General features: G+C 53.4%; 17 protein-coding genes. 14 read left to right on the forward strand and 3 right to left on the reverse strand.

Translation table 11 applies throughout. The features are described 5' to 3' along the window. Positions 1-38 precede the first annotated feature (38 nt). A complete protein-coding gene (gene mnmA / locus FHS19_RS08765) occupies positions 39-1,163 on the reverse strand; it encodes a tRNA 2-thiouridine(34) synthase MnmA (protein ID WP_183581553.1) in 1,125 nt (374 codons plus the stop codon). A 397-nt stretch (positions 1,164-1,560) separates the two neighbouring features. On the opposite strand from mnmA, the gene cymR reads away from it, so the two are divergent. Next, complete coding sequence (gene cymR, locus FHS19_RS08770) at positions 1,561-1,980, forward strand: cysteine metabolism transcriptional regulator CymR (protein WP_183581554.1); 420 nt, start codon at positions 1,561-1,563, stop codon at positions 1,978-1,980. Between the two features lie 151 nt (positions 1,981-2,131). Here cymR and FHS19_RS08775 read toward each other — a convergent pair whose 3' ends face one another. Continuing rightward, positions 2,132-2,467 (reverse strand): AMP-dependent synthetase and ligase, encoded by a 336-nt coding sequence (locus FHS19_RS08775; protein ID WP_183581555.1) that lies wholly within the window; start codon positions 2,465-2,467, stop codon positions 2,132-2,134. A gap of 167 nt (positions 2,468-2,634) precedes the next feature. On the opposite strand from FHS19_RS08775, the gene FHS19_RS08780 reads away from it, so the two are divergent. The 13 genes from FHS19_RS08780 (at position 2,635) to FHS19_RS08840 (ending at position 17,353) form a co-directional block, all read left to right on the forward strand. Next, positions 2,635-3,777: a cysteine desulfurase family protein gene (locus tag FHS19_RS08780; protein WP_183581556.1), complete on the forward strand. Its 1,143-nt coding sequence runs from the start codon at positions 2,635-2,637 to the stop codon at positions 3,775-3,777. A gap of 157 nt (positions 3,778-3,934) precedes the next feature. Continuing rightward, on the forward strand, positions 3,935-4,456 hold the full coding sequence (locus FHS19_RS08785) for a PRC-barrel domain-containing protein (protein WP_183581557.1): 522 nt from the start codon (positions 3,935-3,937) through the stop codon (positions 4,454-4,456). Between the two features lie 13 nt (positions 4,457-4,469). Continuing rightward, positions 4,470-4,676 carry a YrzR-like zinc ribbon domain gene (locus FHS19_RS08790; protein WP_076169641.1) on the forward strand — a complete coding sequence of 69 codons (207 nt, stop codon included), beginning with the start codon at positions 4,470-4,472 and terminating at the stop codon, positions 4,674-4,676. Positions 4,677-5,056: 380 nt separating this feature from the next. Next, positions 5,057-6,124 (forward strand): AI-2E family transporter, encoded by a 1,068-nt coding sequence (locus FHS19_RS08795; RefSeq protein ID WP_183581558.1) that lies wholly within the window; start codon positions 5,057-5,059, stop codon positions 6,122-6,124. A 395-nt stretch (positions 6,125-6,519) separates the two neighbouring features. Next, the gene (gene alaS / locus FHS19_RS08800) at positions 6,520-9,144 is read left to right on the forward strand and encodes an alanine--tRNA ligase (RefSeq protein ID WP_183581559.1); all 2,625 of its coding nucleotides are present in this window, start codon (positions 6,520-6,522) and stop codon (positions 9,142-9,144) included. Between the two features lie 203 nt (positions 9,145-9,347). Further along, complete coding sequence (locus FHS19_RS08805; protein WP_076169644.1) at positions 9,348-9,608, forward strand: IreB family regulatory phosphoprotein; 261 nt, start codon at positions 9,348-9,350, stop codon at positions 9,606-9,608. 9 nt (positions 9,609-9,617) lie between these two features. Continuing rightward, on the forward strand, positions 9,618-10,034 hold the full coding sequence (ruvX, locus tag FHS19_RS08810; RefSeq protein ID WP_183581560.1) for a Holliday junction resolvase RuvX: 417 nt from the start codon (positions 9,618-9,620) through the stop codon (positions 10,032-10,034). 11 nt (positions 10,035-10,045) lie between these two features. After that, positions 10,046-10,357 (forward strand): DUF1292 domain-containing protein, encoded by a 312-nt coding sequence (locus FHS19_RS08815; RefSeq protein WP_076169646.1) that lies wholly within the window; start codon positions 10,046-10,048, stop codon positions 10,355-10,357. After that, positions 10,344-10,661: a DUF1292 domain-containing protein gene (locus tag FHS19_RS08820; protein WP_306434083.1), complete on the forward strand. Its 318-nt coding sequence runs from the start codon at positions 10,344-10,346 to the stop codon at positions 10,659-10,661. Before FHS19_RS08815 ends, FHS19_RS08820 begins: the two co-directional genes overlap by 14 nt. Positions 10,662-10,772: 111 nt before the next feature. Continuing rightward, positions 10,773-11,840, forward strand: a complete 1,068-nt coding sequence (gene mltG, locus FHS19_RS08825; RefSeq protein WP_183581561.1) for an endolytic transglycosylase MltG — start codon at positions 10,773-10,775, stop codon at positions 11,838-11,840. A 172-nt stretch (positions 11,841-12,012) separates the two neighbouring features. Continuing rightward, positions 12,013-12,615, forward strand: a complete 603-nt coding sequence (locus tag FHS19_RS08830) for a DUF1349 domain-containing protein (protein ID WP_183581562.1) — start codon at positions 12,013-12,015, stop codon at positions 12,613-12,615. Positions 12,616-13,187: 572 nt separating this feature from the next. Continuing rightward, the gene (locus tag FHS19_RS08835; RefSeq protein WP_246426604.1) at positions 13,188-15,362 is read left to right on the forward strand and encodes a methyl-accepting chemotaxis protein; all 2,175 of its coding nucleotides are present in this window, start codon (positions 13,188-13,190) and stop codon (positions 15,360-15,362) included. A 215-nt stretch (positions 15,363-15,577) separates the two neighbouring features. Next, entirely contained in the window at positions 15,578-17,353 is a 1,776-nt protein-coding gene (locus tag FHS19_RS08840; protein ID WP_312887176.1) for a peptidoglycan D,D-transpeptidase FtsI family protein, read from the forward strand. On the opposite strand, the gene FHS19_RS08845 is transcribed toward FHS19_RS08840, so the two are convergent. Next, the gene (locus FHS19_RS08845) at positions 17,322-18,476 is read right to left on the reverse strand and encodes an AI-2E family transporter (protein ID WP_183581565.1); all 1,155 of its coding nucleotides are present in this window, start codon (positions 18,474-18,476) and stop codon (positions 17,322-17,324) included. The genes FHS19_RS08840 and FHS19_RS08845 overlap by 32 nt on opposite strands. Between the last annotated feature and the right edge of the window lie 91 nt (positions 18,477-18,567).

The raw sequence follows: 18,567 nt of genomic DNA on the forward strand, positions 1-18,567 counted from the left end.
CCTCGAAAGAGCCGGCGGTTTGTACATATGCTTTGCGCTTAGATGGCAGCTTCGTATTGAACTTTCTCCACCTTGTCGATCGTTCCGCCGCCCAGGCACACATCGTCCTGGTAGAACACGACGGCTTGGCCGGGTGTAATGGCCTTTTGCTTCTCGGCAAACGTAACGTGAACGTTGCCGTCCGGCAGCCATTCCAGCGTAACCTTCTGGTCGGGCTGACGGTAGCGGAACTTGGCGGTGCATTGGAAGGGCTCTTTGGGCACGGCCCCTTGTCCCGCGATCCAGTTCACGCCTGAAGCGATGAGTCCGGTGGAGTACAGGCTGGGATGCTGATCCCCCTGCACGACGTACAGAATATTCTTCTCAAGATCCTTGTCGGCGACGAACCATGGTTCGCCCGAGCCGGAACCGCCGATGCCAAGGCCTTGGCGCTGTCCGAGCGTGTAGTACATGAGGCCGTCGTGGCGGCCTTTGACCTCGCCGGTTGCAATATCGACCATTTGGCCGGATTGGGCAGGCAGGTATTGGCTCAAGAACTCTTTGAAATTGCGTTCTCCGATAAAGCATACCCCGGTGCTGTCCTTTTTCTTGGCGGTGTAAAGCCCGGCTTCTTCCGCAATCCGGCGGACCTCCGGCTTAGGCAGATGTCCGATTGGGAACATCGCCTTCGACAGCTGCTGCTGATTGAGCGCGTTCAGGAAGTAGGTCTGATCCTTGTTGCTGTCCACACCGCGCAGCAGCGTATAGACGCCGTCCTGCTCGACGACGCGGGCATAATGGCCGGTGGCTACATATTGGGCGCCCAGATTCAGCGCTTTCGTCAGGAATTCGCCGAATTTAATCTCCCGGTTGCACATGACATCGGGATTTGGTGTGCGGCCCGACTTATATTCATCGAGAAAATAGGAAAATACTTTATCGTAATATTCCTTTTCGAAGTTCACCGTGTAATAAGGGATACCGATCTGCTCGCAGACGCGGCGGACGTCTTCGGCGTCGTCTTCCGCGGTGCAGTTGCCGAATTCATCTGTGTCATCCCAGTTTTTCATAAAAATGCCGATGACGTCGTATCCCTGCTGCTTCAGAAGCAGCGCGGTGACGGATGAGTCGACACCGCCGGACATTCCGACGACGACACGTGTATTTTGATTATCTGTAGACAAAAGTCATCACCATTTTCATATGAGATTGTGCCCATAGCCTTATTTTAACACATTTGTCCACAGATCACACCACATAGGTTGTCCACCGGTCGCGAACATTTCTTTGTTTTGTCATTGTTTTTTAAACCAAAACGGAGCTGGATATGTTAACATAGGCTAGGGAAATGATCGGAATACGCAGATATGGAAAAGCTTACATAAGCTGTTTTCTTTTGGATTAACCACCGACATGCTGAACCCAAGCCATTGATAACGATACATGAGTAAGAGCTAAATGGATTGAACCCAATCGAATTGAAACCCCTGTTGTAATAGGCTTATCCAAGCCCTTCAACATGAGGTTTTTGAGTTCATTCTATATAGATACCATGAATTTCACTTGAGAGAGGTGCCACCTTTGAAAATATCGACAAAAGGCCGTTACGGCTTGACAATCATGATGGAGCTTGCCGCCAAATACGGCGAAGGGCCGACATCCCTGAAGAGCATTGCCGAGAAAAACCAACTTTCTGAACACTACCTGGAGCAGCTGATCGCTCCGCTCCGGAACGCCGGACTCGTCAAGAGCATCCGCGGAGCTTACGGCGGTTACATCTTATCGCGTGAAGCTTCCGAGATTACGGCCGGAGACGTCATTCGCGTGCTCGAGGGGCCGATTTCGCCGGTCGATTTTACGGAAGAGGATGATCCGGCCAAACGTAATCTTTGGCTGCGGATCCGTGACGGAATCGCCAACGTGCTGGATTCGACGACGCTTGCCGACCTGATTTCCTACCAGGAGAAAGAAAAGTCCGAGAACTACATGTTCTACATCTAGACTACAAGCTGCAGCCACTCGCCCCTTGCGAGTGGCGTTCGGCTTTGCTGACGCCGTACCCTTTGTAAGAAACATGAACTTCCAAAGTTATGTAAGTAAATGTTTTCCAGATAAAAAAACAGACTCGCCTTGGCGAGTCTGTTTCCGGCTGTTACTGTTGACGGAACTGGTTGTTGAACCCGGTTTGGAAGCCTTGCGGCTGCTGCGTTTCCATATAACCCGATACCGGCTGGGATACGGAGCTCACCATTTGCTGGGCCAAGCTGGAGATTTGCTGCAGCTGTTGAATGGCGCGCTGGTGGCCTTGAAGGGCGGATTGAATCATCTGCGACGTTTGCTGCTCACGCTGAGCGAGCTGCTCCAGCTGCATCGCATTTTGCTGCTCCTGCTTCAGCATTTGCTGGTATGTCATCGAGGCCTGCTGGGTTTGCTGCGTCAGCTGGTGGATGAGTTGGTTGATTTGCTGGGATTGGGAATACGGGTTCATTTCATTACCTCCATATTGGTATTGGATTACCGACATATTATGACTGCCAGGAAACCAATCTATCCGAGCCAAACCTTGCATGAACAGGCTCCAAATTCCTGATCTGAGTACAAAAATTTCACGGACATCATAAGCGTAAGACTACACAAGACCAAGGTGGTGTAATCATGAAATCAATCTATTTGGACCATGCGGCCTCCACTCCGGTCCATCCGGAAGTCGCGGAAGAAATGATGCGCGTCATGACCGGGCAATACGGCAACGCATCCAGCGTTCACGCATTTGGCCGTGAGGCCAAGCGCACCGTCAACGGGGCAAGGGACCGGATCGCCAAGTTTCTCGGCTGCCTGCCTGATGAAATCGTCTTTACCGCGGGGGGGACGGAAAGCGACAACCTCGCTTTGTTCGGCGCAGCTTCCATGCGCAGGTCCAAGGGCAATCACATCATTACGTCATCCATTGAGCATCATGCCGTGCTCCACACCTGCGAAGAGCTGGAGAAGCAAGGATTCCGCGTCACTTACTTGCCGGTAGACCACACCGGACGGGTTCAGGCCGGGGACCTGGAGGCGGCATTAACGGAGGATACGATTCTGATCAGCATCATGTATGCGAACAACGAAGTGGGAACGATTCAGCCGATTGAGGAAATTGGAAGGATCGCCCGAAGCAGGGACATTCTTTTTCATGTGGACGCCGTTCAGGCTCTCGGAGCGCTGCCTATCAATTGCCATGAGCTTCCTGTCGACATGATGAGCTTTTCCGCGCATAAAATCAACGGCCCTCAAGGCGTAGGGGCGCTGTACGTCCGTAAAGGACTGGTCATCGCACCGCGTCTGCACGGCGGACTCCAAGAGAAGAAGCGGCGCGCAGGAACGGAAAATATGGCCGGAATCGCCGGCTTCGGCAAAGCCGTGGAGATTGCTTCCGGGCAGATGGAGCAGCGTAGAGAGCATGATCTGCGTTTGCGCCAGGCCTTGATCAGCGCGCTGGAGCAGGAGATCGGCCGTGACGCTTTTGTCATTAATGGTCACCAAGAGGAATGTCTCCCCCACATCGTGAACATCAGCTTCCCGCAGACGGACACGGAGACGCTGCTGATGAATCTGGACATGGAGGGCATCGCTGCGGCCAGCGGTTCGGCGTGCACATCAGGCTCGCTGGAGCTGTCCCATGTGCTGGAGGCCATGCAGCTGCCTCAAAATGTTTTGCGCTCGGCGATTCGATTCAGCTTTGGTTTGGGTAATACTACTGAAGATATGGAGTACACCGCCCAAAAAATTGGAACCATTCTGCGTCGTCTTACGTAAGAAAGGTAGGGATTTCTCCATGGATGGAGAGGGAGGGATGAGTGCTCCATACCGTTCGCGAGACAAATCGACCCGCGGTACCGCATTGGATTGGCTGGCATTGGTAACGCGAGGGGGTTTGTTTCAATTTAGAAGAGGGTAAGGTGGGATCCTGGCCATGAAATTCCAAGAGATGATCGGACTTGCCGTATTTGACGTGGAAGAAGGCAAGGAGATCGGCAAAATATACGATATTATCATCACCGAAGATTGGAAAATTCAAGGTCTAGAGCTGGAAGGCAAAGGATTGTTCTCCAGCACGGCGAAGACGGTGTCCTGGGAGGACGTCGTTGCTTACGGCGAAGATGCTGTGATGATTCGTAATAAACAGGCTGTTCGCAAGACGGATGCCGACGACATACAATACACCTATCTTTTGGGTAAAAATAAATTAAAGGATCTGGACGTGCTTACTGAGGACGGGACGATGCTCGGTAAAGTGACGGACGTTTATTTTGACCAGGAAATGGGAAATACAATATTAGGTCTCGAAATAAGCGACGGATTTGTTTCGGATTTGATTGAAGGGCGGAAATGGCTGCCTTGCACCACGGAAATGTCCATAGGGGAGAATGCGGTCATGGTTCCGCCTATGAGCGAACAGCGTTTGGAAAAAGCCATTAATTCTGTTAACGGATAGGTGATCAATGAATATGAGATGTCCTAACTGCAATTCCAAAGATATAGGAAAGATCGGTTCCCACCAATTTTACTGCTGGGGCTGCTTTATCGAACTGACGGTCAACGGGGAGAAAATGTCCGTATACCAGGTAGAAGAGGACGGTACGCTCAGCTCGCTGGACGATTTGTTCTTTGAGGAGATCCCTCAGGATTTCCCGCATCTGCACGCTTCCTCTTAAACAATATGCATGTACCGGTCAGAACATTTCCGCGAACCCTCGGGTTCTAACGAGTATTTTTCTGATTTATGCTGCGTAATGGAGCCGTCCCTTCCGCTAATTGTGGTTTGTCTTCACTTTGCCACGGCCCGCAAGGGGAATTCACCCAGGCAGCTTCATTCCTTTTATTGGTTACATAGCATCTATAGCGGAAGAACGATACACGGTCTAATTGCCGTCATCTTGGAAACCCATACCCGTTTTTGCCTGCATGGCGGACGCCGGTATCCGGGTTTCTTTGCGTTTGCCTATATATCTCCTCCTATGGCCCGCCAATAGGTTAAATTCGAATTTCGGGACATATACTAACTTGACAGCACGTCCGGAAGGAGGAGACAAGGGTGGAAAAACTGACGGCCAATAAATGGTTCCGGGGGATGATCTGGGTCCTGCTCGGGCTGATTATTCTATATTTCGTTTGGCTGCTGCGGCCGATGTTCATGAATATCTATCAATTTCTGAAAGCGATCCTGGCGCCCTTTGTCGTGGCGATGATCATTTCTTATGTGCTCAATCCGGTCGTTTGCATGCTGGCCGCGCGGAAAATGCCGAGGGGAATCGCCGTACTGCTCATATACGCCGTCTTTCTGACATGCCTTGCGGTGATCCTGATCAATCTGATCCCGATGCTGATCGAGCAGATGGAAGAACTGAACGAGCATCTGCCGGAGATGACGATGCATGCCCAGAACATCATGAACAACCTGGATAATCGGGGATTTCCGGTGGGGATCAAGGAGGGCGTAGATCAGTGGCTGCTGCAGTGGGAGGACCGCCTGGCCAAAGGCATCTCCAATTTCATGGACCATATCGGCAGTACCATTAACATCGTGCTGAACATTTTCATCATCCCGTTTTTGATTTTCTACATATTAAAGGACTTCGACGTTTTTGAGCGGGCGGTCGTATCGCTGCTGCCGCGGACCCGGCGCAAGGCTTCCGTCAGATTGCTGAAGGAGATCGATGAGGCGCTCGGCAATTACGTCCGCGGGCAGTTTCTGGTATGTCTCATCGTCGGCATTCTGGCTTATATCGGATATATGATCATCGGCATGCCGTATGCCCTCTTGATGGCGAGCATCGTCGCGGTATTCAACATCGTGCCTTACCTCGGCCCGTTCCTGGGGGCGGCGCCTGCGGTGGTCATGGCTTCGACGATATCCTGGAAAATGGTGCTGATGGTCATCATCGTGAACTGGTTATGCCAGCTCCTGGAGAGCAATATCGTATCGCCTCAGGTTGTGGGGAAGAAGCTGCATCTGCATCCGATGCTGATTATTTTTGCCCTTTTGGTCGGCGGAGAGATCGCAGGGGTCGTAGGACTGATTCTGGCGGTGCCTTTATTTGCTGTGCTCAAGGTCATCGTTCAGCATTTCTTTGCCTATTACGTCAAGCGGAAGACGACGTAGAGCGGTTTGACAAGCGTCCGCGATATCGGATATAATTCAGACAATACTATGCAAAAATGGACAAAACGGCGATGAAATGAAGTACGGCAGTTCCTCCTTGTTCAGAGAAGGGCTCCTTCACGGTAAGCGTGACGGCTGCAAGAGCCCCCAAGCGATACTGTCCGGAAAGCTGATTTCGGAGTGTGACAAATTCACCGGCTGGCCCCGTTATCGGCCTTAACAAGGCGATCGCCTGATCATTCAAGCTGGCAGCCGGCGTATGGCGCCCGGCAGTCGTTCAGGCGGTAACCAGGGTGGTACCGCGAATTCATTCGTCCCTGATCTGATCAGGGGCGTTTTTTACGTTTAACCGTCCATTTGCATGCAATTTACGAGAGAGCTGGAGGCTGTTGAATATGAAAGCAAGTGAAATTCGTTCCAAATGGCTTGAATTTTTCGCAAGCAAGGGACACCAGATCGAGCCGAGCGCTTCGCTCGTGCCGCATAACGATCCTTCCCTGCTGTGGATCAACGCGGGTATGGCCCCGCTGAAGCCGTATTTTGACGGACGCATCAGTCCCGAAAATCCCCGGCTCACGAATTCGCAGAAATGTATCCGCACCAACGATATCGAAAATGTAGGCAAGACCCGTCGGCACCACACGTTCTTTGAAATGCTCGGCAACTTCTCCATCGGCGACTACTTCAAGGAAGAGGCCATTACATGGGCATGGGAATTTCTGACCAGCAAGGAATGGATCGGATTCGATCCGGAGCGCCTGTCCGTCACGGTATATCCTGAGGACGAAGAAGCCTTTAAGCTCTGGAATGAAAAGATCGGCCTGCCGGCCGAGCGGATCGTGAAGCTGGAGGATAACTTCTGGGACATCGGCGAAGGCCCTTGCGGTCCGTGTACGGAAATTTTCTATGACCGCGGCGAAGCCTACGGCGACCTGTCCGATCCGGAAATGTACCCGGGCGGAGAGAACGAACGCTTCCTGGAAGTGTGGAACCTCGTGTTCTCGCAGTTCAACCACAACAAGGACGGTTCCTACACGCCGCTTCCGAACAAGAACATCGATACCGGAGCGGGCCTGGAACGCTTTGCATCCATTTTGCAGAATGTCGATTCCAACTTCGACACTGACCTGTTCCAGCCGATCATTCAAAAAACGGCCGAGCTGGCCGGTGTTAAATACAATGCCAGCGTAGAGGGTGACATCGCGCTGAAGGTTATCGCCGACCATGTGCGTACCGTTACGTTCGCAGTAGCCGACGGCGTGCTTCCGTCGAATGAAGGCCGCGGCTACATCATCCGCCGCCTGCTGCGCCGCGCCGTACGCTACGGCAAAGTGCTGGGTCTTGACCGTCCGTTCCTGTACAGCCTGGTGGAAACCGTCGGCGACATTATGGGCGTGTACTACCCGAACGTGGTGGAGAAACGCGAATTCATCGAAAAGGTGATCTCCACGGAGGAGGAACGTTTCCATGAGACGCTGTCCGATGGCCTGGCGATCCTCGAGGAAATCAGCAAGCAGGCGCTGGAGCAGGGCACGAAGCAAATCAGCGGCAGCGACGCGTTCAAGCTGTACGATACGTACGGTTTCCCGTTCGACCTGACGGAAGACTATGCAGCTGAGCATGGACTGACCGTTGACCGCGAAGGCTTTGACGCAGCGATGCAGGAACAGCGCGACCGCGCGCGTGCAGCCCGTCAGGAGAGCGGCGGCATGAAGGTTCAGGGCGGCGTCCTGTCCGACTATACGGTTAAAAGTGAATTTGTTGGATATAATGACACGGTAACCGAGTCGAAGATTGTGGCGATCATTGTCGATGACGCCATGGTGGACATCGCCGGGGAAGGACAGAGCGCCCAGGTGGTGCTTGACGTCACTCCGTTCTACGCTGAGAGCGGCGGCCAGGTCAGCGACCAGGGGCTGCTGCGCGGCGGATCGGTGACGGCCAAAGTGGAGGGGCTCTTCAAGGCGCCGCACGGACAGCATGTGCACCAGGTGACGGTGGAAGCCGGTGAGCTCAAGGTCGGCGAGACGGTCAAGGCGGAGGTCGATCATGACAAACGCAGAGACATCGAAAAGAACCATACGGCGACCCACCTTCTTCACAAAGCGCTGAAGGAAGTACTTGGCACCCATGTCAATCAGGCCGGATCGCTCGTTGAGCCGCAGCGCCTGCGCTTCGACTTTTCGCATTTCGGCAGCATTACACCGGAAGAGCTGGCGGATATCGAACACCGCGTGAATGAACAAATTTGGAAGGGCACGAATGTAACAATTGAATATAAATCGCTCGACGAAGCCAAAGCGATGGGCGCCATGGCGCTGTTCGGCGAGAAGTACGGCAACATTGTCCGCGTCGTACAGGTCGGCGATTACAGCTTGGAGCTGTGCGGCGGATGCCACGTGAACAATACGTCCGAAATCGGAATCTTCAAGCTGGTCAGCGAGAGCGGCATCGGCTCGGGGGTACGCCGGATCGAGGCGGTAACCGGCCGCATGGCATACGAATTCCTGGAAGGCCAGCTGTCGCTGCTGAAGCAGTCCGCAGAGCTTCTGAAATCGAATCTGCACGACGTGCCGAGACGGATCGAAGCGCTGCACGGCCAGCTGAAAGAGCTGGCACGCGAGAACGAGTCGCTTCAGAGCAAGCTGAGCACGATCGAAGCCGGCCAGCTCACCGAGCAGGTGAAGCAGGTGAACGGAAGAGAACTGCTCGCTGTCCGCGTCAATGCGGGAAGTATGGACGGCCTGCGCTCGATTGCCGATGAACTGAAGGGCAAGCTCCCGAACGCCGTGCTGGTTCTCGGCGCAGCCATGGACGAGAAGGTGAACTTCGTCGTTTCCGTTCCGCAGGAGCTCGTGAAGTCGGGGCTTCATGCAGGCAAGCTGGTGAAAGAGATCGCGGCAGTCTGCGGCGGCGGAGGCGGCGGACGTCCCGATATGGCCCAGGCCGGCGGTAAGGACGCCAGCAAGCTGGAAGAGGCTTTGAAGCTGGCCGAGCAGTTGGTTGGATCTGGAGTTTAGGCATATCATCATTGCCTTCTGCATCCAATACATTGTAAAGACTCCGGGGGCTGCCCGGGACTTTGTAAAATTTTTGTTTTTTATTTCCGTGGAGTTTCCTTCGGTGCGGCCCGGTATGGTATGATAGAAAAAGTAGGAAACCTTAAAGATTCAATTCGTCAAAACATGCATGGACATGTTTTTGAAGAAGCGAGGTGTCACAAATGGATTCCATGGATAAGACAGTCAAGTTTAACGTGAAGGGTGATGAGAAGGAGGCCTCCGCAAAGGATATCCTTCTGACGGTATACGACGCGCTGGTGGAGAAGGATTACAACCCGATCAACCAGATCGTCGGCTACCTGATATCCGGAGACCCCGCTTATATACCGCGCCAGAACAACGCGAGAAGCCTGGTTCGAAAAAAAGAGCGTGATGAGTTGATTGAAGAGCTGGTCCGGTTCTATCTAGCCAATCACCGATAGGAGAGCTTTATGAGAATTATGGGACTCGATTACGGGGACCGCAAAATCGGGGTAGCCGTGAGCGATATGTTCGGCTGGACCGCCCAGGGGCTTGAAGTGGTCGAACGCCGCCGCGACGGGGCGGAAATGCAGCGAATTGCGGATCTGGTCCGCGAGCAGGAAGTGGAAGAAATCGTGGTTGGCCTCCCGAAGAACATGAACGGCAGCATTGGTCCGCGCGGCGAAATCTGCATTGAGTTCGCAGATCAGCTGCGAGACATGCTGAACTTGCCGGTTCATCTGTGGGATGAGCGGTTGACGACGGTATCCGCCGAAAGGACGCTGCTTGAAGCGGATGTCAGCCGGAAGAAACGCAGGCAGGTCGTGGATAAAATGGCTGCCAGCTTGATTTTGCAAAACTATTTGGACTCTAAGAGTAAAAGGTGAGGGTGATACAAATGGCTAATGACCGTAATCGTATGGAAGAAGAAGAACCGGAAATTATTTATATTCCCGATGACGAAGGCAATGAAGAGGAGTTTGAAGTCATCATGAAATTCGAGGTTGATGGCTCGGACTCCAAGTATATGATGGTCGTTCCGCTTGACTCCGAGGATGATGACTCCGACGAGGTCTATGCCTTCCGCTATGAGGAGGACGGAGACGATCTGAAGCTGTATATGATCGAGGACGATGAAGAGTGGGAAATCGTCGAGGAAACGTTCAATACGCTGGTTGCCGAACTTGATGGAGGGAATGAACATGAATGATTTCTCTGCAGATCAGGCCGTATGGACTTCCAAGCTGAAGGAAGCCTTTGGTCCAACTGTGGAACTGGAAGATGAGAACGGAGCTACTTCCGTCTACGATCTTACAGCTGAGTTTGAAATCAACGGTCAGAGCTATGCTGTGCTTCAAAAACCAGGGGATCAAAGCGGAGAATTCGATATCCTGAAAGTGGTCTCCTCGCCTGAAGGAACTCTTGGGCTTGTCACCATAGATGATGACGATGAATGGGAAAATATCAGCGAGCTGTACGACGAAATGACCTTTCCTGAGGACAGCGAAGATTAATCGGGCGCAAGGTTTGATCAAGTACCAAAATTGATAACTCCGGAGTCCCCGCAAAGACAGCGGAATGCGTGAAACGGAGCATTGCGCTGCTTTGTGGGGATTTTTTTGGTTATGAAGGGTTGGATCGGTTTGAAAGCTGCCAAAAAGGCTCTGATGGTGCTGGTGATCGTCTTGGTGATCATTGCCGGCGGGGCCTATTACGTCTGGAACGGCATGCAGCCGGTGAAGGCTTCACAGAATGCCGTCAAGTTTACCATTGAGCAGGGAATGGGGACCTCGCAAATTGCTGGGGTTCTTAAACAAAGTGGACTCATTAAAAACGATATGTTCTTTAAAATCTACTTGAAATGGAAAAACCAAGGCTCCCGTTTTCAGGCGGGAACCTATGAGGCGAAGCCGGGGGTAACCTACGACCAGCTGATTGCCAAGCTGAACAGCGGCGAAGTGGTGAGGGCGGAAATGATCCGCATTACGATTCCGGAAGGCTATACGCTGGAGCAGATTGCGAAGACGGTGGGAGAAGCAATCCAGAGTGATCCGGCCGCGTTCGTAAAGCTGGCGGATACCGGTGCCCGGACGGACGTACCGGCCTTTAAGGAGATCCCCGCGAATACTTCGTTAAAGCACAAGGCGGAGGGGTACCTGTTCCCGGACACGTACGAATTTAAAAAAGGGACCGGGCAAGAAGAGATCCTGACCCGCATGCTGGAGCAAATGCAGAGCAAGCTGGATCAGATCCCTGATCTGGAGCAGAAGCTGAAGGCTCATGGCCTTACTTTACATGAGATGCTTACGGTGGCTTCGCTTGTCGAACGGGAGGTTGTCGTCGACAAGGAGCGTCCGCTTGTGGCGGGTGTCATCTACAACCGCCTGCACAAGGAGATGAAGCTGGAAATCGACGCAACGGTGCAATACGCTTTGAAGGAGCCGAAGGAACGGCTGCTGTATAAGGATTTGAAGGTGGACAGCCCTTATAACACGTATTTGCATCCGGGGCTGCCGCCAGGACCGATCTGCAGTCCGAGCATCGCTTCGATCGAAGCTGCGTTATCGCCGGAAGCATCCGACTATTTGTATTACGTGACCAAGAAGGACGGCTCGCATGAGCATTTATTTGCGAAGACGTACCAGGAGCATTTGAACAACATCAAGAAAAGCAACAGCAATGCGAAGCAGTAGCTGCGGGGCAAGTGTCGCCTAGAGTCCTTGTGCCGCTGCAAGCACTAAAGCACCCCAGACTCAGCCGGAGACATAAGCTTCCGCCGGGTCCGGGGTGCTTTTTTAAGTACTGTGGGGTCGAGCGGGAACGGTTGAAAAGTTGAAATTCGTTTTGGGAGAGGGAGGCATCGATATGACTAAACAAGTGATACCGTGGACAAGCGGCCGCTGGTCGACGGAACCGGCTTCTTGGGGAGAAAAGGAAGGGGAACTGGTCGTTGAAGCGTGTGAGGGCAGTGATTATTGGCAAACGACCATGTACGGTTTTGAACGGGACAACGGCCATTCGCTTCTGCTTCCATGGGATGGGGAAAAGGCTGTGGAGGTAGCCTTTCGTTTGACCACCTTCGATCATCTGTATGATCAGGCGGGCCTGATGCTGTGGAGCCATGGGCGGCAGTGGATCAAAGCCGGAATCGAGATGAATGACGGCGTCCCTCATCTCGGAGCGGTCGTGACCCACGGCTGTTCGGACTGGTCGCTTGCACCCGTCCCGGAATGGATGGAGAAGATCGTGACGATCCGGGCGTCCCGTCTGAAGGATGCAGTTATCATCAGAGCCCGGACGGAAGGAGAAGCCTGGAGAACCGTCCGCGTATGCCGGCTTTCTCCGGATGAATGGCAGGCGGGACCGTATTTGTGCGCGCCGACGAGTGCGGGGCTCAAAGTGGCTTTTATCCGATGGGCGACGACCCAGCCGGATGCGGATGTACATGAGCAGCCTTCGGAGTCGTAAGGATGGCATGCTAGACGGAGGCGGGATGAAGGCGCTGTAGAATGTGTTTCTTAGCAGGAATGGGAAGGCTTCATGGTTGAAAAAAAGGCTGCAGACTCCTGTCCGAAGGCGGACAGAAGGGCTGCGGCCTTTTTTGATGGGGGATTCCAACCAGCTGTTAGTTCAAGTTATGCTGCATCAGGATGCCGCCAGTTCTATGCCTGCACATTCAGGTGAACCGGAGTGAGCGGTTCGATGGATGGCGAGTCCCAGATTGCCTCCATTTCAAGGTAGCTGGTGATGAGATGAACCGCCTGGGACAAATCCTAAGCTTGGCTATTTTCGTCGAATAATCAGGTCTTCCGCCTCTGGCAGCCTCTGCTTCATCATCTTTAATGGGCATTTCAATGCATAGTTCAATAGAATTATGAGATTTAGGAAAAAAGTTATAAAAAAATTGCCAAAAAAGCAAAGGTTCGAGATGGAAAATGTCGAAGAATAAAGTAGGCATTCGTTTTTTAAACTTACATACGACGTAATGCAAGAAATTGAAACGGCGGTGAGTGAGAGTGGGATGGATTCGAAAGAAAGATATGGGGGAAGAGAAACAGAAACAGAATAGCACTAGCTCAAAGGAGCAAAGCGGCAGCAAGCGGACGGCTCCAGCCGCATCAGGAGGGCCGGGGGAACCGAAGAAGCCGTCCAGGTTCGCCGGCCTGCAGGGCATCAGCGGGGCACAGCTGCAAAATTTAAACCCGTTCAAGTCGGTGGGCGTGAAGCTGTTCCTGATCTTCTTTGTGGCGATAGCGGCGATCGTTCTGACCCTGGGTCTAACATCCTATAGCAAAGCCAAAAGCACCATCAAGAACAATACGGCGCTGGCCAACAGCCAGACGATCCAGCAAACACAGGAGAAGCTGGATATCATTCTGAAGCAGTATGAAGATATGGCGATGCAGATGTTTTTTGATCCGGAAATGCAGAGCGTAATCGACGAGCTGGCACGGAACCGGCAGGATGAATACCAGAACTTCGTGCTTACGGATCAGATCAACAAAAAAATGTCCAATCAGCTGAACAGCAACTCTTCAATCAAAGCGATTTATCTGGTTCCGCCCGAAGAGTCGCAGCGGATCATTTCTTCCGGTTCAGGCGGTCTGGACATCAATACGATCCGCGAAGCGGAGTGGCTTAAAAATGCGAAGAAAACAAATCAGACATCATGGGTTCCTTCTTCAAAGGGGAAGGATGGAAGCGTTTCCTTTGAACTGGTTCGCTCGCTGCAAAGCTTGTCACGCGGCGGAGCCTATGTCATTATCGTGGAGCTTAAGACAGACCTCATCGAAAACCAGCTGAACGGAATCAGCCTAGGTGACGGCAGCAAGCTGCAGGTTGGCGACGCAAACGGACAAGTTGTTGCCTCTACAGTGAGCAGTGAAGCAGGAACCAAGTCCACGTTTTCGTTCATGCAGGGCCAGACGGAACCAGCGAAAACGCTGGAAACGCAGGATAGCGAAGGGAATGAAATCCTTGCCGTATACAACACCCTCGAGACGACGGGCTGGAAGCTGGTCGGAACCGTTCCGGTCGAAATGCTGGTCAAGGATGCCAAGGGGATTCTCATCTTGACCATGGGGCTGGCTGTGGGATCGATCGTCGTCGCCACCCTGATCGGTTTCTGGATGGCCCGCATGATCGCCAGTCCGCTCAGCAAGCTGAAGGATCTGATGCTGGAGGGGGCTAAGGGCAACCTGAACGTGCGGACGCAGCATAAGTCCAAGGATGAAATCGGTCAGCTGGGACAGGCATTCAATCTGATGGTGGACCAAATTACGAAGCTCGTTCAGCAGACGAATACGACGGCGCAGCTCGTGCTTGAAACAGCGGGCGAGCTGACCGATGCTTCCAAGAAGACGGCGATCTCGGCCAAAGAAATTGCGATCGCGACCGAGGAAATCGCCAACGGGGCGAGCAGCCTGGCTACCGAGGCGGAACGCGGAAACGAGATGACCGAGCATATGGCCAAACAGATGGGACTTGTGATCACGGCCAATGAGGAAATGGGCAGCGCCGCGCGTCATGTTGAACAATCCAGCCAGTACGGAACCAAACAGCTGAACGAACTGCTGGACAAAACGCATCAAACGGAAGAAATGACGCGTGAGCTGATGCACAAGGTGGACGCCCTGAAGCAGACCGCAAGCTCTGTAAACAAAGTGCTGGTCGTGCTGCAAAACATTACGAAGCAGACAAATATTTTGTCTCTGAATGCTACGATTGAAGCGGCGCGGGCCGGAGCGGCCGGACGGGGCTTCATGGTCGTGGCGGACGAAATCCGCCAGCTTGCGGACCAATCCAGACAATCGATTGACATGGTTGGGCAGATCACCGGTCAAATCATGTCCGAGATGAATGAAACGGTCGAAGCGTTATCGGACGCTTATCCGCTGTTCCAGCACCAAATGAATGCGGTGAAGGAAACGAACGAAATTTTCGTTTCGGTTCAGGAGCAGATGGGGGATTTTACGCAGCGGCTCCAATCCGTAACCGAATCGATATCAGCGCTGCATGATTCGCACAGCGTCCTTTCGGAAGGTATGAGCAACGTCAGCGCGGTTGCAGAGGAATCCTCGGCGACCTCCGAGGAAGTTGCCTCGCTCAGCAATGAGCAGCAAAGCGTGGGCGATCATCTGGTTGAGCTTTCCGCCAAACTGGAAAACGTGTCGATTCAGCTGAAGGAATCACTGTCCCGGTTTACGCTGAACTAAAGGAAGCACGTTCAAAGCTTGACTTTTTTCGCATATAACAACGATGGCAACGTTTCTCCAACCGAATAAACAGACTTTACGGTAAGCCAACGCGTCCCCGCCCGGGGATGCGTTGGCTTTCTGATTCTCCGGGAACTGCGATGCCTAAGATGGCCGGGTTGGACATGCCTGCTGAAGGATATACTGAGTGGAAAAGGCATAAAGAGGGGTTCTTCTTGAGCGTAAAACATAAGCAGCGCATTTTCTATGTGCTGGTCATCCTTTCGTTTATGATGACGGTACTCATATTAAGGTTAGCCTACATCCAGCTCGTCATGAGAGTGTCGGAGCTGCCCGGAAGCCGGTTCACGATGCAGGAAATGTCGGTGCTGCAGCGGGAACGCGGCGTGGTTTTGGACTCCGGACGGGGCAAGTTTTACGACAGAAACGGAGAGCCCTTAACAGGAAAGACCGTCTCCGCCGCCGTGCTGTTCCCGGTTTCCGGTTCCATCCGCCAAGAGGCGAAGGACAAGCTGCATGCGGTCACCCGGGTCCTGAAGACGGATCAGGCCGCCTTCCTGAAGGTGTGGGACCACTTGAGCGTCCCTCTCGTGTGGCCGGATTCCCGCAAGAGCGATCCGCTGGCGTTAAAGGACAGCGAGGCGAAGAGGGTAACGAAGGCCGGAATCAGCGGCATCGAAGTGCTGCCGTATACCAAGCGGTATGAGGATGCTGCCAGCGGAATGCAGTGGCTCGGCTATTTGACGGAGCAGCCCGGGCAGAAGCATCTGATTCATACGGGGTATGCCTTCCAGGAAGGGGCGGCCGGGCTCGAAAAGACGCTGGAGCCGCTCCTGCGCGGGATGGGTCCGACGACCGCCTATTATACCGTCGATGGTAGCGATCAGCCGATTCCGGGAACCGGAATCCGGATTAAAGGACCGGGTAACGCCTATTATCCGCTCAAATTTCGCACCACGGTGGACCTGGCGCTGCAGCGGCAGATCGGGCAGCTGGCCAAGGAGTCGGGGATGAAGGAGGGCGCCGTTGTCCTCCTTGATGCTCAAACAGCCGATGTGGTGGCCATGGTGTCGCTGCCGTTCTACAATCCCTTGGACGTTCATCCGGAGCAAAGGGCCTGGAACAACCGCGCTTTGCAAGCGGCCGTGCCCGGCTCCATATTCAAAACGGTCATTGCCGCAGCGGCTCTGGAGGCGGGCGTCACCTCTCCGGATGAAACCTTTGCGTGCACCGGCGCATACGGTAAATATGGACTCTCCTGCCCCAAAGAGCATGGCGTGATTACACTGGCGGAAGCTTATGCCGAATCGTGCAACGCCGTGTTTGCCGAACTGGCGGAGCGGCTGTCCGCAGGCGAAATCGAAGCGGCCGCCCATAAGCTGGGCCTGGGCAGAACGGTGGGCTGGGAAGAAAAGGACATTCTCGGCATGCCTCTTTTGCGCCCGTTCGATCACGAGGACAGCGGAAAGATCTTTGCCGATCCAGATCAGGCGAACCGGGACGGGGGGATCCGGGCACAGACCGGCATCGGTCAGCGTGACGTTCAGGTGACCCCGCTGCAGGCCGCCAACATGATCGTGACGCTTCTTCAGCAGGGACAAGTCCATGCGCCACGAATTCTGGAGAGCGTTTCGTATGCGAACGGCCAGCTGATGAAGGAGCTTAAGCCCCATTTGGCTCCGTCGTCTTTTGGAGCCGTCCAGCCTGCCACCGCTAATTTGATCACTGGCTGGATGGAAAAGGTGGTCACCAAAGGAACGGGTCAGTCGATCCGCGGCACGGCATGGCCGCTAGCCGGCAAATCGGGAACGGCCCAGGTGACCATAAACGGGCAGCCGCGTAATCATCAGTGGTTCATCGGGTACGGACCCGTGAACCAACCGAAATACGCGGCTGCAGTACTGTATCAAAATATGTCGCCGTCCTCCCGGAACCAGGCGACGGTGCTGTTCGGACGTATTATGAACCTGCTTGCGGCTCATCCGGCGTAGTGTCCGGCGTGCGGGTAGTCATATCAAACGGCGAGACGTCGAACTCTTCCTTCGGAAGGCGGATCCAGCTCTGCAAATATCCTTGCTGAAGCAGTTCTTTGATCAGGATCAGCAGCACGGGAGAGAGGATCAGTCCGGCGATGCCAAAGATCGACAGCGAGATGATCATGAACGAGAGCATCAGGAAGGCCGACGATACGCCGATCGAATTGCCCGTGATTCGCGGTTCGAGCAGCTGCCGGGTGAGAAGCACCACGACGAGCAGAACCGAAAGTCCGATCGCGAGACTGATATTGCCGACAATGAACAGGTAGATGATCCAGGGGATCAGGATGACCGGAACCCCGACGAGCGGCAGAATATCAAATACGGCGCAAACTAAGGCCAGTGCGAGCTCGTTGCCTGTGCGCAGAATCAGCAGCCCGACATACACGAGGACGAGGGTGATGAGCACCATGATCAGCTGGGCTTTGATGTAGGAACCGATGGCTTTCAGAACATACGTCTTCAGGAACGTGTAGGCGTTCTTCAGCGTCTTCGGCGACTTGTCCCGCATCACTCTTCTCCAGCTGCCGATTTCGGTGCTGAGAAAGAACGCGAGGATGATGGCGATGCCGAAGTTGCCCATAAAGGACGAGAACGAACTGAACAGTCCGACCATATATTTAAAGAAAGCGGTGGCCCAGCCGCTGGCATAATCCGTTAGCGTCGTAAAATACTCGTTCATTTTTGCGGTGACGTTCGGCGGTAGGGCTGCGATTTTCTCCTGAAGAAATTGCGTCAGCTTGGTAAATTCCGTCTGAATCATATGCGTGTATTTGGGCAAATTATCTTGGACCTGGGCGAATTGGGAAACGACGATCAAGCCGACCCCAAACAGGATCCCCAGAATCACCAGAATGAACACCAGTACGGAAATGGCGGAAGCGAACGGTTTAGGCATGCCCCTCTTGTGTAAAAATTTGGCCAGCGGTTCGATCATAAAGAAGACGACGAAGGATAAAAATACGGGCGCGGCGATTTGGTACAGCTTGCTGAATATGTACATGACGAGGAAAACGGTAAGTACGATGAACCCGATATCCACAAAGGTTCGCCAGTATTTTTTGTACAATGGAAGCATCGCGGGCGGATCTCTCCTTTTCACAACAGATTATTTTTCATTGTACACGATTTATAAAAAAACGCCTATTTCTTGAGTCACTGTGATAAAA

Source organism: Paenibacillus rhizosphaerae (genome assembly GCF_014192015.1).
GTDB classification, from domain to species: domain Bacteria; phylum Bacillota; class Bacilli; order Paenibacillales; family Paenibacillaceae; genus Paenibacillus_AQ; species Paenibacillus_AQ rhizosphaerae.